The organism is Streptomyces natalensis ATCC 27448 (assembly GCF_000935125.1).
Taxonomy (GTDB): Bacteria; Actinomycetota; Actinomycetes; order Streptomycetales; family Streptomycetaceae; genus Streptomyces; species Streptomyces natalensis.
The window spans coordinates 262,297-276,421 of the sequence record NZ_JRKI01000010.1 but is presented as its reverse complement, the minus strand read 5'-3'; the positions used below and the strand labels follow the sequence as shown (position 1 = coordinate 276,421).

Genomic DNA, 14,125 nt, shown 5'->3' with positions numbered 1-14,125 from the left:
CTTCGGGGGGAGTTCGGGCGGCGGTCCGCTGGGGACCAAGGCCGCCCTAAGCTACTTTCCCCGCACGGTGCGCAGGCACGGGTTGCCGCACCACCACTCGTACGGGCGGTGGTACCACCCTTTTGTGTTACGGGCCGGCAAGCAGGTGTTCGGGGCCGCCGGGTGCCGGTCCGGCGGCCCCGGTGGTGTCAGGCGCCCCGGACCGTCAACGCCCTTCGCAGGTCGTCGAGTTGGTCGATGAGTTTGCGGCGCAGGGCGGGGGGCGGGTTGCCGTCGGCCAGGCAGGTTTCGCCGAGGCGGAGGGTTGTGGTCGTGATGTGGGTGGTGGGGAAGGCGTAGCGGCCGGCGGCGTCGGCGAGGGCGGGGCCGCGGTGGGTGGCGAGGGCGGGGGCTTCGGCGAAGTAGCGGGGGACGTAGTCGCGTAGGAGGTCGTCCTGTTCGGGCTGCCAGAAGCCCTGGGCGGTGGCGGTGAAGAGGTGGTTGGACAGGGCGGCGTCGTTGTCGGTGGTGAACAGGGCGTGCCAGGCGGCCTGTTTGGCGGCGGGGTCGGGGAGGGCGGCGCGGCAGCGGGCGGCGCCTTGTTCTCCGGTGGCGCTGGGGTCGCGGGCGAGTTCGGCGTCGATGGTGTCGGGGGTGAGGGCGCCGAGGGTGGCGAGCCGGGCCAGGATGCGCCAGCGCAGTTCGGGGTCGAGGTCGGGGCCGCCGGGGACGCTGCCGCCGTCGAGCCAGTCGCGCAGGGCCTCGGGGGTGGTGGCGCTGTCGATGAAGGCGCGTACGGCGGTCAGGCGCAGGCCGGTGGAGGTGCCGTGGGCGGGGCCTTCGGTGCGGCGCAGTATGTCGCGGGTGAGGGCGGTGAGGGTGGCCAGGGCGGTGCCGCGCTCGGACGGGGGGAGGTAGCGGTCGGCGATCTGGGTGCGGGCGAAGGTGAGGACGCCCTGGACGAGGGCGAGGTCGGTTTCGTGCGGGAGGTGGGCGCGGGCGGCGTCCAGGTAGGCGGTGGGGGCGAGTTCCCCGTCGCGGACCATGTCGCGGGCGGCGTTCCAGACGACGGCGCGGGTCAGGGCGTCGGGCAGGCCGGACAGGGCGGCGAGCGCGGTGTCCCAGGAGGCGGCGTCGAGGCGGACCTTGGCGTAGGTGAGGTCCTGGTCGTTGAGGAGGAGCAGGGCGGGGCGGCGGCCGGGGGTGGCGGGGTGGCCGGTGGGGGCGCCTCCCTGCGCATGGGGGTCCCCCCGCTCGACGGCAGTGGAGAGTGGCGGAGGAGTCGAGAGCTTGGGGGACGGGAGGTCCCAGGTCAGCGGCTTGCGGGGGACGAGGCGGCCGGGGTCGGCAGGGTGCTGGTCGTAGAGGCCGACGGTCAGGCGGTGGGGGCGGGTGCCGTCCGGGCTTCCGGTGTGGTCGATGTGCAGGGTCCAGCCGCCGTCCTCGGTGTCGCCGATGACGGGGGTGAGGGTGTCGACGCCGGTGGTGCGCAGCCAGCGTTCGGCCCAGGTGTGGACGTCGCGGTCGGTGGCGCGGGCGAGGGAGTCGATGAAGTCGGCGAGGGTGGCGTTGGCGAAGCGGTGCCGGGCGAAGTGGTCGTTGATGCCGGCGAGGAAGTCCTTTTCGCCCATCCAGTGGACGAGTTGGCGCAGTGCGGAGGCGCCCTTGGCGTAGGAGATGCCGTCGAAGTTGAGCATCGCGGCGGCGGTGTCGGGGACGTCGTCGGGGGCGGGGGCGACGGGGTGGGTGGAGGGGCGCTGGTCGGCGTCGTAGCCCCAGCCTTTGCGGGTGAGGGCGAAGTCGGTCCAGGTGCCGTCGAAGGAGGTGGCTTCGGCGAGGACTTGGTAGCCCATGTACTCGGCGAAGGACTCGTTGAGCCAGATGTCGTCCCACCAGCGGAAGGTGACCAGGTCGCCGAACCACATATGGGCCATTTCGTGGGCGATGACCATGCCGCGGGTCTGGCGTTCGGTGGCGGTGACGGCGGAGCGGTAGATGAATTCGTCGCGGAAGGTGACGAGGCCGGGGTTCTCCATGGCGCCCCAGTTGAACTCGGGGACAAATGCCTGGTCGTAGGAGTCGAAGGGGTAGGGCTCGTCGAAGATCTGGTGGTAGCGGTCGTAGCAGCGGCGGGTGAGGTCGAGGATTTCGTCGGCGTCGGGGTCGAGGTGGGGGGCGAGGGAGCGGCGGCAGTGGATGCCGAAGGGCAGTCCGGCGTGTTCGGTGCGTACGGAGTGCCAGGGGCCGGCGGCGAGGGCGACGAGGTAGGTGGGGAGGGGCGGGGTGGGGGCCGCCTTCCAGTGGCCGTTTCCGAGGTGTTCGGTGATGCCGTTGGCGAGGACGGTCCAGTCTTCGGGGGCGGTGACGGACAGGTCGAAGACGGCTTTGAGGTCGGGCTGGTCGAAGGCGGCGAAGACGCGGGGGGCGTCGGAGGGGCCGCACTGTGTGTAGACGTACACGCGGCCGTCTTCGGGGTCGGTGAAGCGGTGCATGCCTTCGCCGGTGCGGGAGTAGCGCATGGTGGCGTCGAGGCACAGTTCGTGGTCGCCGGCGGTCAGGGCGAGGGGGAGGCGGTTGCCGTCGAGGGCGGCCGGGTCGAGGGGGCGGCCGTCGAGGGTGACGGTGTGCAGCGTGGCGGGTGTGATCTCGACGAAGGTGTCGCCGGCCTCGTGCGAGCGGAAGTGGATGACCGTACGGGATCCGAAGGTGCCCTCGCCCTGGGTGAGGTCGAGGTGGATGTCGTAGCGGTGGACGTCGAGGAGGCGGGCCCGGGCCTGCGCCTCGGTGCGGTGGAGTGCGGGCATGGGCCTCATGCTGCCACCCGGGTCCTGGGGGCGCACGGGTGTTTGGGGCGGCGGCCGGGCGGCCGTTCCCGGCACTCAGGGGCCCGGGCCGCTCACCAGTGGCGGGTTGTCCGGGGCCGGGATCTGGGTGGACCAGCCGCCGGGGACGGTGTGGGTCTGGCGGTCGCGGAAGCGTACGGGGGCGGTGCCGACGCGGCGGGTGAAGAGGCGGGAGAAGTAGGCGGGGTCGTCGTAGCCGACGCGGCGGGCGACGGCGGCGACGGGGAGGTCGGTGGCGGCCAGGAGTTCCTTGGCGCGGCCGAGGCGGATGCCCAGGAGGTAGTCCTTGGGGCTGCATCCGGCGCCGCGGCGTACGGCGGCGCGCAGTTCGGCGGGCGTCATGCCGTGGCGGGCGGCGTGTGCGGCGACGGAGAGGGGGAGGAAGGCGTCGCGGGCCAGGGCCGCGAGGACGGGGTCCTGGCCGGTGCCGTCGTCGGCGCGGGCGCGGCGCAGGGCGACGAGGAGTTCGTGGACGGCGGCGGAGGTCTCGACCTCCAGCAGGGGGTTGCCGCGGCGGGCGGCGCGGGCGATGGTGCCGACGGCGGCGCGGGGGCGGGCGGTGTCGGCGAGCGGGACGAGGGGGCGGTCGGGTTCGATGTAGCCCAGTTCGGTGTAGGTGGCGGTGGCCGGGCCGGTGAAGTCGACGAAGCTTTCGTCCCAGCCGGTGGCGGGGTCGGCGCCGTAGTGGTGCGGTACGCCCGGGGTCAGCCAGAGGAGGGCGGGGGCGGTTACCGGGCGGCGCCGTCCGTCGGGGGCGGCGAACCAGCCGCGGCCGGCGCCGACGATGACGGCGACGTGGTGGTCGAGGGTGCGCGGCCCGACGGCGGGCAGGGTGCCGTGCTGGAGGCCGACGCCCAGGCAGACGAGGCCGAGCCGGTGGTGGACCGGGCTGGGCGTGAAGTACCGCATCCAGGTGTGGTACATGGCGTGGCTCCCGTCGTGCCGTGCCCCGTGGGCGTGCGGGCGTCGCTCCGTCCCCGTCCTCGAATCCTTGTCCATGGGGCGGTGTGTCGCCAGAGGGCGGGGCCGGAACGGGTGCCGTCGGGTGCGCGGGAGCCAGAGGGCGCCCCGCTCCTGGTGGGGGCAGGAGCGGGGCGCCGGTCGGGGTGGGCTCGCGGGTGATCAGAGTGCGTGTACCTCGAAGGAGTCCAGGACGTATTCCGCGGTGCCGTCGTCGCCGGTCTTGCGCAGGCCCACCCAGACCTCGCCGGTGGCGGGGGCGGTGAACTCGTAGGTGTGGGTGGCCGGTTGGGTGGCGACGGGGAGGGGGGTGCGGGTCAGTTCGCGGGGGCCGGGGGTGTCGACGGCGGTGATCCAGGCGTACTGGCCGGCCTTTTCGTTCTCGTAGCGGAAGGTGACCCGGTAGCGGCGGCCGGGGGTGAAGCGGACGGTGTGCGGGACGGTGCGGTAGACCAGGCCGGTGTTCTCGCCGCGGGATTTGAGGGACTGGGTGCCGTCGATGACGTCGTCGATGGCCTTGCCGTTCCAGCCGCGCTGGGTGAACGGGGCGTGCCGCTGGGCGATATGGGTGCGCGGGTCGGTGCTGCCGCCCGCGTCGCCCTTGACGAAGGGGCCCCAGCCCTGGGGGACGTCCTCGAAGTCCTCGTGGACCAGGGCGCCGTGCGGGGCGGTGGGTGCGGCGGGGACGATGCGGACGTTGTCGAAGCGGATGCGTGCCCGGCCCGCCGCGGCGGTCAGGGCGAGGGTGAGGGGGCCGCCGCCCTCGGGGACGGTGAAGCGGGTGAACAGGCGCTGGAAGCGGGTGCCGGATTTGCGGTCGGCGGCGACGTAGTTGACGGCGGTGGAGGTGTCGGTCCAGTTGGCGGCGGTGCGGCCGTCGGCGGTACGGACCTTGAGGGCGGCCCGGCGCCGCTCCCCCGCCGTGGCGCCGACCTCGACCTGGACGGAGGCGGCATAGCTGCCGGGGGCGAGGCGGCGGAGTTTCTGGGCGACGGTGGCGGCCGGGCCCGCGCCGATGACCAGTTCGTGGTTGCCGGGTGCGGAGCGGTGGACGGCGGCGGGGCCGGTGACCTGCCAGGCGTCGAGGGTGCCGGAGTGGAAGCCGGGGTCCTTCAGCGCGGTGCCCTCACCCCAGTCGGGGTCGGGCTGCCGCGGGGCCTTGGTGCGGTGGATGACGTAGGGGGTGCGGGGTTCGGCGGTGAGGGTGATCCGGCCGCCGCTGACCGGGATCCGGGTCTCCTGGGTGCGGCCCTGGTCGGTGAGCCGGTACGCATACACCTCGGTGGCGGTCCAGCCGCGGGGCAGTTCCCAACTGGTCGTGCCGCCTTGGGGGTTGTAGTGGTAGAGCCGGTCGGGGTCGGTGGCGTGGCGGGGCTCCCAGGGCAGCAGGTAGGTGCCGTTGTCGTAGACGCGGCGGCCGTCGGTGGTGATGGTGCGGGTGCCTGCGGCGTCGCTGACGGAGGTGTGGGTGGGGCCCTCGAAGGTGATCTCGTGGGCGGTCCAGGTCCGGATCGGGTACGCCTGGAGGTATTTGGCGGGCAGGGCGTCGCGCCAGATGACGGCGTAGAAGGCGGCCCAGTCGGTTTTGCCGGTCCAGCCCTCGAAGTTGCCCATCCGGGGCGCGCCCAGGAGGGTGGGCCATTTGTCGGCGAAGACGTCCTTGTGGTGGTGGTGGAGGAAGCGGATGAGCCGGGAGTTGATACCGCGGGAGGTGTCGGGGCCGTAGTCGGTCTCGTTCGCCCAGTGCGACCACAGCGAGGAGCGCTCCAGGCCGTGGCCCCATTCGCTGGCGATCCGCCAGCCCTGGTCGCGCAGATGGCGCTGGAGGCGGTCGGAGTTCCAGCCGGATTCGCGGAAGACGTCGAGGTAGACGGTGGTGAGCGCCGGGTCGGTCTCGGCGCGCAGCCGGGCGAAGCGGCGGGCGATGTCGCCGGAGACCAGATCGCGGCGGGCGTCGATGCGGTAGGACTGGTCGAGCCAGTCCCACTGCTTGTCGTTCTTGTCGACGAGGGTTTCGGAGAAGGCGTGCGCGACGGGGTAGGACTCGGTGGCGTTGACGTGGACGGCGAAGTCGCTGTGCCACGTCGTGCCGGCGCGGAGCAGGGTGTTGAGGTCGGCCAGGCCGCCGGCGCGCCGGTTGTAGTTGCCGCCGTAGTCGGGGTGGGCGGAGTCGTGGCCCTCGGACTGGTAGCCCTTGAGCAGGGTGAACTGCCGCAGCCCGTCGGTCGCCAGGCAGATCCGTTTGACGTGGTCGAGGGTGGCGAGGAACGGGTTGGTGGCCTGGCTGGCGAAGTTGAACGGGATGTGCGGTACGACCCGCAGATGCTGGTCGTCGGCGCCCAGGGTCACGGGCAGGATGTCGCGCAGCGCGATGGCGGCGTCCTGCCAGTCGGTGCGGCCGTCGCCGTTGCGGTCGCGGGTGACGATGACGGTGGCGTACGGCAGCGGGTCGGTGGCGTCGAGAGGCTGGCCGGCGGCCCGGTGGGTCCACTGACCGGGCGTCAGGTGGGCCGCCACGAAGCCGTCGCCGCGCACGGTCTGGTGCCACAGCCGGCCGTTCTCCCAGGTGGTGGCACCGGAGGGGGTGTCGTGGACGGTGTTGGCGTCGACGGCGGCGGCGAGTTGGTCGGTTGCGACGACGGCGTAGGCGCATCCGGTGGGTGCGGTTTCGACGGGGGTGTCGGCGGTGACTTGGACGAGGGTGTCGCCGCTCTTGGCCTTGTCGAGGTCGATCCGGGCGGCGAGCAGGGTGGCGCCGGGCTGGTCGCTGCGGACGCTGAGCAGGGCGAGGCCGGGGATCTGGAGGGTGCCGATGCGCAGGGCGGGGGTGTCGGTGAGGGAGGTGACCCGCCAGGTGGTCCGCCATCCGTCGACGGCTATCTCGACGGTGATACGGGCGTTGCCGTCGAAGGCGAGGGTGTAGACGGCGCGGCCGTCGCGGGTCCGGTGGGTGACCTGGGGGGTGCGGGCGGTGCCGTCGATGAGGACGTCGGTGACGGGGGTGTCCTGGCCGTACAGGACGTGGCCGGTGGAGCGGTCGGTGTAGGAGACGATGCGGGGGAAGGCGGTGTCGACGCGGACCTCCAGCGCGTCGGAGCGCAGGACCGCCTCGGTGGCGTGGGGCGCGGCGAGGGCGGGGTGTCCGCCGAGCGGGACGCCGGCGAGCGCGGCCGTGGCGACCGAGGCGGCGACGACCTTTCTGCGGCTGGGCCCTGGCTGCTGCGTCACGCGCGCTTCCTCCTTCGCACCGGCACCGGCACCGGCTGTCGCGGGACAGCGTGCGGTGCGGACGGGCCGGGCGCCCATGGACAAAGGTGGGGCAGCTGTTGGACTAACGGGCGCGGGGGCTCCCTCCATGGCGTAGGGCCCGGGGCATGCGCTCCGGGCCCTACGTCTGAGCGGTACCGGCAACGGCTCCTGTCCCGGCCGGCCTCGCCGCGGGGTGCCTCAGCCGCCGAGCTTGTCGGCGGCCGCCTTGATGTCCTTGGCGAAGGTGCTCACCTCGCTGTAGACACCGGGCTTGCCGGGCCGTGCGCAGCCCTCGCCCCAGGAGACGATGCCGACCTGGAGAAAGGCCCCCGAGTCGTCCTTGCGGAACATCGGGCCGCCGGAGTCGCCCTGGCAGGTGTCGACGCCGCCGGTGTCCAGCTTGCCGGCGCAGATCTCGTCGCCGGGGGTGAGCTGGTCGCCGTATGCCTTCTGGCAGGTGGCGTCGTCGACGAACGGGACGGTGGCCTTGAGGAGGTAGCGCTGCTGGTCGCCGCCTTCCTTGTCGGCGCCCCAGCCGGCGATGGTGAAGTCGCCGTTGTTGAGCTTGTCGTCCTGGGCGATCTTCAGGGTGGGCAGGTTGTCTATCGCCTTGTCGAGCTTGATCAGCGCCCAGTCCTTGCCCTTGCCGTTGTAGCCGGGGGCCTGGAGGACTTCCTTGGACTTGACGTTGATCGCCTTGGAGTCCTGGAGGTCGGCCACGCCGGCGGTGGCGGTGATGGAGGTGTTGGGGCCGCTGCCGTCGACGCAGTGGGCGGCGGTGAGCACGATGTCCTTGGTGTAGAGGGCACCGCCGCAGCCCATGGACAGGCGGACCATGAAGGGGAATTCGCCCTGGTCGGCCTTGGTGCCGCCGACGACCTTGGTGTGGACGCCGCCGGGCCGGGGGGTGGGGGCGCCGCCGGCGAAGGCGGAGCCGGGCTGGAGGCTGACGGCGGCGAGGGCGACGGCGCCGACGGCGGTGGATCTGGTGAGGAGCTTCCGGTAGCTGCGCAACGGGCTTCCTTTCGTGGGGGGTTGCACGTCGATGACAGGCCCATGCCAATACCGGAGCCCGGACGTGGCCGCCACGGAAAGCGCGTGGAAGGCAGCACACCGTGAGGCGTCCGGACCCAGTGGGGGATGAGTCCGTCACAGCGTCCTGCGATTATGTGGACAGTACGAACGGCCGACAAGGGCGCGCTTCCGGCCAGTTTCCGGGCCAACTCCCCCGCTGCGGCCGCCCCGTGCACCTCGTACGCCCCGTATGCCTCATACGGCCTGTACCGGACGGCTTCCGGCCGCCCGTACAGTGGCCGGATGGCAACGGGCGGCGGCGAGATCGCGCACGGATTTCCGCATCTGGAGACGGTGCGGGCGGCCGTCACGGCACTGTTCCGGCGCCTGTCGTACGACACCGTCAGCACCTTCGACACCAGCGTGCTGCCGGTCGAGGTCGCCTTCGACGACACCGAGGACATCCACCTCGGCGCCCAGCGGGTGGCCCGTGCGATGGTGCGTCAGCTCCATCTGCCCGACGCCCGGATCGTCATCTCCTTCCGGGAGATGGAGCACGCCGCCACGGTCGAACTGACCGCGGGACCCGAGTACTTCATCGAGTTCAACGAGCGCTTCCGCGCCCACCGCAAGGACATCGGCGCGGCGCTGGCCCACGAGGTCATGCATCTGTGTCTGCACCGCCTGGACCTGTCGTTCCCCGGCACCCGCGACAACGAGATCCTCACCGACACCGCCACCACCTACCTCGGCGCGGGCTGGCTGCTGCTGGACGCCTACCGCGAGCACGGCCCGTTCTCCCAGAAGCTCGGCTATCTGACGCCGGAGGAGTTCGGCTATGTCCTGGCCAAACGGGCGGAGTTCTTCGGCGAGGACCCGGCGCCGTGGTTCACCAGCCCCCAGGCGTACGACGCCTACACCGCGGGTGCGGCGCGGGCCCGCCAGGACGCCCGCCGCCCGCCCCTGGCCGCGGCCGGCCGCCTCGCCCGCCTGCGCTACGCCAAGGACCGCCACCTGGCCCGCTCCGGCCGCCCCGGCCCGCGGTCCGCCGACGGCTACGCCTTCGAGGGCACGGCCCCGCTGCGGGTGTCCTTCCCCTGCCCGGTCTGCCACCAGCGCATCCGGGTGCCGGTACGGGGACGGCTGCGGGCGCGGTGCGGGCTGTGCGGGACGGTGCTGGAGTGCGAGACGTGAGGCGCGGCCGGGGCCGTTGCGGACCGGGGAGTGGAGGCGGACCCGGGGACCAGGAAGTGGTCCGGTGGCTCAGAGCCAGCCGTCCAGCCCCGTCATGAACCCCTCGAAGTCATCGCGGTGGATGGTGTGCCCGGCGCCCGTGACGGTGCGGACCTCGAAGCCGCGGGTGCGCAGTTCCTTTGCGGCCTCGTCGGTGAAGAGGAAGCCCTCGCCGGCGATCTGGACGAGGGAGGGGACGACCGGGCGCCGGGGGGTGCGGTCGGTGCGGTGGTCGCCGGAGAGGGCGAGGGTGGTGCCGGTGTCCCAGGCGGCGAGGGTGGCCAGTTCCAGGTCGATGTCGGCGTCGTCCCAGCGGGGGTTGAAGGTGCGGACCGTCTCGCGGGTGGCGTCCTTGAACGTCAGGAAGACGGCCGGGTCCACCACTTGGCCGGTGCCGCCCAGTGACCAGGCCGGATCGCAGTAGACCGCGCGCCGCGGCCGCAGCCGGCCGGCCGCGAGCGACAGGGCCAGTCCGCCCAGCGAGTGCCCCAGGGCCAGGTCCGCGCCGGCCGGGAGGGTCTCCACCAGGTCGTCGGCGAACAGTTCGGGCCCGTAGTCGCCGCGGGGGCTGCGGCCGTGGCCGCGCAGATCGACGCCGATGACGCGATAGCCGCGCTCCGCGAGGGCCGGTGCCACCCGGTGCCAGGTGCGGTGGTCCGACATCATCCCGTGGATCAGCACGGCGGTCCGTTCGCCGGTGCCCCATTCATGGGTGTGCAGCTTCATACGGCCGGAGGTTACACGTGTAAGGGAAGTTTTTGTACGTCCCGGGCGGCCACACCGCGGGCACAAACCCCTGTGCGAGGATGCCCAGCAGCATGACTGACCCCGCCGGCCCCCGGGCCACCCCAACACCCCCGACCAGTGCGGCCGTTGCCCGCCGCGCCGGGGTGTCCCGTGCGACCGTGTCCTACGTCCTGAACGGGCAGGCCGCCGGGCGGGTCGGGGAGCGCACACAGGCGAAGGTGCGGGCCGCCGCCGAGGAGCTGGGATACGTCCCGCATGCCGCGGCGCGGAGTCTGCGGGCGGGCCGCGGCAGCATCGTTCTGCTGGCCGCTCCCGCCGATACGGCCCCCGCCTTCGGTTCGCTCTTCACGTCCTTCCTGGCCGGCTTCCAGACCGCGCTGCACGGCCTGGGGTACACCGTCGTCCTGCACGGCGCGCCCGCCGCCGCTCCCCTGGCCGCCGCCCGCGCCTGGGCCGAACTGCGCCCCGCAGCCGTCCTGACCCTCGACGCCCCGCCGCCGGACGCCGCCGCCGTCGCCCTGCTCCGCCGCTCCGGCACGGCCGCGGTGCTCACCCACGGCCCGCCCGCCGCCCCCGGCGCCCACACCCTCCTCCTGGACCAGCACGAGGCGGGCCGGGCCGCGGGCGCCCATCTGCTCGCCCGCGGCCGCCGCCGCATCGGCGTGATCCGGCCCGCCGAACCGGGCCTGGCCCGCTTCGCCGACCCCCGCCTGGCCGGAGTACGCTCCGCCGCCGCGGCCCATCCCGACGCCGTCGTACGCCCCCTCGACCTCGCCCTCACCGAGCACTCTGCGGCCCAACTGGCCGCGGCCTGGCCGGACTTGGGGCTGGATGCCGTATTCGCCTACAACGACGAGTACGCGATGCTGCTGATGCGCGCCCTCCAGGACGCAGGGCACGCCCTCGGCACCGCCCCGGACGGGATCGGGGTGGTCGGCGCCGACGATCTGCTGCTGGGGCGGCTGCTGCGGCCCCGGCTGACGACCGTACGAGCCGAGATCATCCCGCCGGAGCGGATCGCCGCACTGGTCGACCGGCTGATCCGCACCCCGGACACCGCGCCCGCCGCGCACCGGCTGGGCACGTTCGCCGTGGTGGCCCGCGACTCGGGGTGAACGGGCGGCCCTTGGGGCACGGGCTCGTCGGGCGGCCCTTCGTCGAGGCCCCGTCGGACGGGCCTACATCCAGTCCTCCTCCGGTGTCGCCGCCGCCAGCACCGCCCGCGCGTCGCCCCGGATCGGCCCGCCGTGCGGGACGCACACCGTGTCCACGTCCTCCAGGGCGGCCAGCCGGCGGAAGGAGGCGACGGCCGCAGCCCGGTCGGTGTTGCCCGGTCCGAGGACCGCGCGCCGGCCGTCGGGGTCGGCGCCGATGATGTCGCCGGGGAACAGCAGGCGGCTTTCGGGAAGGTGGAGGGCCACGGAGCCGGGCGTGTGGCCGGGGACATGGAGGACATGGACCGGCTCCGGCCAGCCGGGCAGCGTGTCGCCGTCGTGGAGTTCGGTATCGACCTCGACGGGGCGCGGCGGCGGGATCTCGGCGGCGGCGAAGTCGGCCATGATGCCGTCGAACAGGGTGCGTTCGGCCGCGGTGCACACGGGCGGCGGTTCGGGGGCGGTGCCGCGGATGACCGGGGCGTCCAGCGCGCCGGCCAGGACGCGGGCGCCGGTGGCGGCGACCAGGTCGGCGGCGGAGCCGATGTGGTCGATGTGGGAGTGGGTGAGCACGATCTGCCGCAGGTCATGGGGGCGGCCGCCGAGCCCGGCCAGGGCGCCGAGGACCGCGGGGGCGGATCCGGGGATGCCGGTGTCGACGGCGGCATAGCCGTCACCGGGCAGCGCGACGAGGTACACATGCCCGACGGGGAAGGGGAGTTGCCAGACACCGGGGGCGATTGCGACGGGAGTGGTGGTCATGTCGTCGACGCTAAGGCGGCGGCCGGGTGTGCGGCCCGGATATATGCCGGGAGCAGATTGCGCCCACGGCGGACGGTGGGCGGAACCCGATTCCGGTCCGGCACGTCCCATGCGTGATCAAAGGAGGCATGACATGCGAGAAATGCTCACCCCCCGCCGTATGCGCGCCGCTGCGCTCGCGCTGACGGCGGCCGCCGCCGTCGCACTGACCGGCTGCGGAACGAAGACCCAGGCGGTGGAGCCCGCGAGCCCGCCGGTCAAGCTCGATGCGTTCCAGCAGCGGGCCCACGAGGTGGCGCGGCAGTGGCCGAAGGCCACCCCCCAGTCCGGGCGCCACGAGGCGGTGCTGCCGCTGGCCGGTGCGGACCGCCCGAAGTCGAAGACGGTACGGGAGATCACGGTGACCGTCCATCACAGCGCCTGCGACGTCCACTACGGTGCGCGCGGTTACGAGACCGGCAGCCTGGTGGTGGTCTCCGGCTGGGGCAAGAAGAAGAGCGCGAAGGGCATGTGCACCGAGCTGCTCGCCACCGACAAGGTGAAGGTGAAGCTGGACAAGCCGCTGGGCGGCCGCACGGTGGTCGATGCGGCCACCGGCAAGCGGCTGAAGCTCGGGTGAGCCGGGCGGCGTCCGCTCCCCCCGGATCCACCCCGGCGTGACCGCCACCGGTCAAGGGCGCGATACGGGGAGCGTCAGGGAGGGGGCGAGCGCCTCGTCGGGCAGGGCGAGGCGCTCGCGGAAGGCGGTGCGGCCGGCGTCGGTGACGGTGAGGATGCGGGTGCCGGGGGCCTTGACGATCCACGCCTGGTCCATGGCGTGCCGGCACAGGGCGGCGCCGACCGCGCCGGAGAGGTGCTGGCGGCGCATCGTCCAGTCCAGGCAGGTGCGCACATGGGCGCGGTGGGCGACGGAGGGGGCGGTGTCGGGGATGCCGAGGGCGGTCAGCCAGCGGGCGCCGTCTTTGGTCAGGACCAGGCCGTAGTCCCGGGCCAGCAGGCCGCGTGCGGTCATGGCGTCGGCGATCGCCACGCCCAGGGCGCCCGCGATGTGGTCGTAGCAGGTACGGGCGTGGTGCAGCGCCCGGCGGTGGTTGGCCTCGGCCAGGGAACGGACGGGGACCTGGCGGTAGGGGGCCAGACCGGCGAGATTCTCCAGCGCTTCGGCGGTGTCGGGTCCGGCCAGGCGGACATAGCGCCGCCGCCCGCGGCGCTGTTCGGTCAACAGCCCTCCGGAGACCAGCAGGTTGAGGTGTTCGGTGGTGGTGGAGGGGGCCACCGCCGCGTAGTCGGCCAGCTCGCCTGCGGTCCAGGTGCCGCCGTCCAGGAGGGCCATGCAGATGGCGGCGCGGGTGCGGTCCGCGAGCAGCTGCGCGAGGGCGGCCACATCGGGGGTTTCCGCGGCGCTCCCGGCCGCGCCGCCCCGTTCCGCGCCCCGTTCCCCGTCCTGTTGGCCGGCCCGTTCGCCGCCCGGTCGGGTGATGTGCTGATGATTCGTGTGCAGATGTTTCTTGTACGGGTGGTTCATGTGCAGAGAGTAAGCTCTCATCACACTTCGGTGAGGGCCGAATCGTCCTGCTTCTATCCTCGGGGGCATGAAAGGCGTGCTGGAGAAGAGCAGTTCAGCCGCGCCGGCGCTGCTGTCCACGGAGAACGACGACGGGACGTTTGCGCTGGTGTCGCTGCGGATCCGGTGGGAGCTGGGACCGGTGGTGTGTGCCGTGCTGCCGGCGCGCGGGCGGACCGCGCGCAATCTCGCGGTACGTCCGGATGTCGTCGTCAACCTGCCGCAGGCGCCGGGCGCGGCCGGGGAGAGCGCGGCGCCGGATGCGCCCTGGACGGAGCCGTCGGAGCTGGTACGGCCGCCGCGGCTGCTGAACTGCCCGGTGCAGCTGGAGGCGCGCCGGGTCGGTGAGCTGCGGGAGTGCGACGGGGCCTCGGTGCAGCTGGAGGCGCAGGTGCTGCGGGTGCACGCCGATCCCCGGTGGGTGCTGCCGCTGGGCGACGGCCGTATCGATCTGTCGGCGTGGTGCCCGCCGGTGCACGACTTCCGTCCCTCGGCCGGGCCGCCGCAGCGGGCGGTACCGGCGCCCGCGCGGGAGATGGCGCAGGAGCTGGGGCGGCGCTTCCCCGGGGCCTGACGGGGTCCGCGAACGACGCGCGGCGCCTGCCCTCCGGTCGGGGGGA

General features: G+C 73.4%; 11 protein-coding genes. 4 read left to right on the top strand and 7 right to left on the bottom strand.

Going from position 1 to position 14,125, the window contains the following annotated elements; translation table 11 throughout:
* Positions 1 to 188 precede the first annotated feature (188 nt).
* From pepN to SNA_RS09585, 4 genes are all read right to left on the bottom strand, one after another.
* On the bottom strand, positions 189 to 2,783 hold the full coding sequence (gene pepN, locus SNA_RS09600) for an aminopeptidase N (protein WP_044364298.1): 2,595 nt from the start codon (positions 2,781 to 2,783) through the stop codon (positions 189 to 191).
* A 75-nt stretch (positions 2,784 to 2,858) separates the two neighbouring features.
* Positions 2,859 to 3,746: a helix-turn-helix domain-containing protein gene (locus tag SNA_RS09595; RefSeq protein ID WP_044364296.1), complete on the bottom strand. Its 888-nt coding sequence runs from the start codon at positions 3,744 to 3,746 to the stop codon at positions 2,859 to 2,861.
* Positions 3,747 to 3,944: 198 nt separating this feature from the next.
* Positions 3,945 to 7,088, bottom strand: coding sequence for an endo-alpha-N-acetylgalactosaminidase family protein (locus tag SNA_RS09590; protein ID WP_078969789.1), 3,144 nt, complete (start codon positions 7,086 to 7,088; stop codon positions 3,945 to 3,947).
* 141 nt (positions 7,089 to 7,229) lie between these two features.
* On the bottom strand, positions 7,230 to 8,045 hold the full coding sequence (locus SNA_RS09585) for a S1 family peptidase (protein WP_030064567.1): 816 nt from the start codon (positions 8,043 to 8,045) through the stop codon (positions 7,230 to 7,232).
* A 303-nt stretch (positions 8,046 to 8,348) separates the two neighbouring features.
* On the opposite strand from SNA_RS09585, the gene SNA_RS09580 reads away from it, so the two are divergent.
* Positions 8,349 to 9,239, top strand: a complete 891-nt coding sequence (locus tag SNA_RS09580) for a hypothetical protein (RefSeq protein ID WP_030064566.1) — start codon at positions 8,349 to 8,351, stop codon at positions 9,237 to 9,239.
* Between the two features lie 69 nt (positions 9,240 to 9,308).
* On the opposite strand, the gene SNA_RS09575 is transcribed toward SNA_RS09580, so the two are convergent.
* Positions 9,309 to 10,004, bottom strand: coding sequence for an alpha/beta fold hydrolase (locus SNA_RS09575; RefSeq protein ID WP_030064565.1), 696 nt, complete (start codon positions 10,002 to 10,004; stop codon positions 9,309 to 9,311).
* Positions 10,005 to 10,096: 92 nt separating this feature from the next.
* Here SNA_RS09575 and SNA_RS09570 point away from each other — a divergent pair, with 92 nt between their 5' ends.
* Positions 10,097 to 11,140, top strand: coding sequence for a LacI family DNA-binding transcriptional regulator (locus SNA_RS09570; RefSeq protein WP_044364292.1), 1,044 nt, complete (start codon positions 10,097 to 10,099; stop codon positions 11,138 to 11,140).
* 63 nt (positions 11,141 to 11,203) lie between these two features.
* On the opposite strand, the gene SNA_RS09565 is transcribed toward SNA_RS09570, so the two are convergent.
* Complete coding sequence (locus SNA_RS09565; RefSeq protein ID WP_030064563.1) at positions 11,204 to 11,941, bottom strand: MBL fold metallo-hydrolase; 738 nt, start codon at positions 11,939 to 11,941, stop codon at positions 11,204 to 11,206.
* A gap of 133 nt (positions 11,942 to 12,074) precedes the next feature.
* On the opposite strand from SNA_RS09565, the gene SNA_RS09560 reads away from it, so the two are divergent.
* Positions 12,075 to 12,560: a hypothetical protein gene (locus SNA_RS09560; RefSeq protein ID WP_044364290.1), complete on the top strand. Its 486-nt coding sequence runs from the start codon at positions 12,075 to 12,077 to the stop codon at positions 12,558 to 12,560.
* A 51-nt stretch (positions 12,561 to 12,611) separates the two neighbouring features.
* Here the strand turns inward: SNA_RS09560 and SNA_RS09555 are convergent, their stop codons facing one another.
* Positions 12,612 to 13,325 (bottom strand): ArsR/SmtB family transcription factor, encoded by a 714-nt coding sequence (locus SNA_RS09555; protein WP_037788950.1) that lies wholly within the window; start codon positions 13,323 to 13,325, stop codon positions 12,612 to 12,614.
* Between the two features lie 208 nt (positions 13,326 to 13,533).
* On the opposite strand from SNA_RS09555, the gene SNA_RS09550 reads away from it, so the two are divergent.
* Positions 13,534 to 14,079 carry a hypothetical protein gene (locus SNA_RS09550; protein ID WP_044364288.1) on the top strand — a complete coding sequence of 182 codons (546 nt, stop codon included), beginning with the start codon at positions 13,534 to 13,536 and terminating at the stop codon, positions 14,077 to 14,079.
* Positions 14,080 to 14,125: the final 46 nt, after the last annotated feature.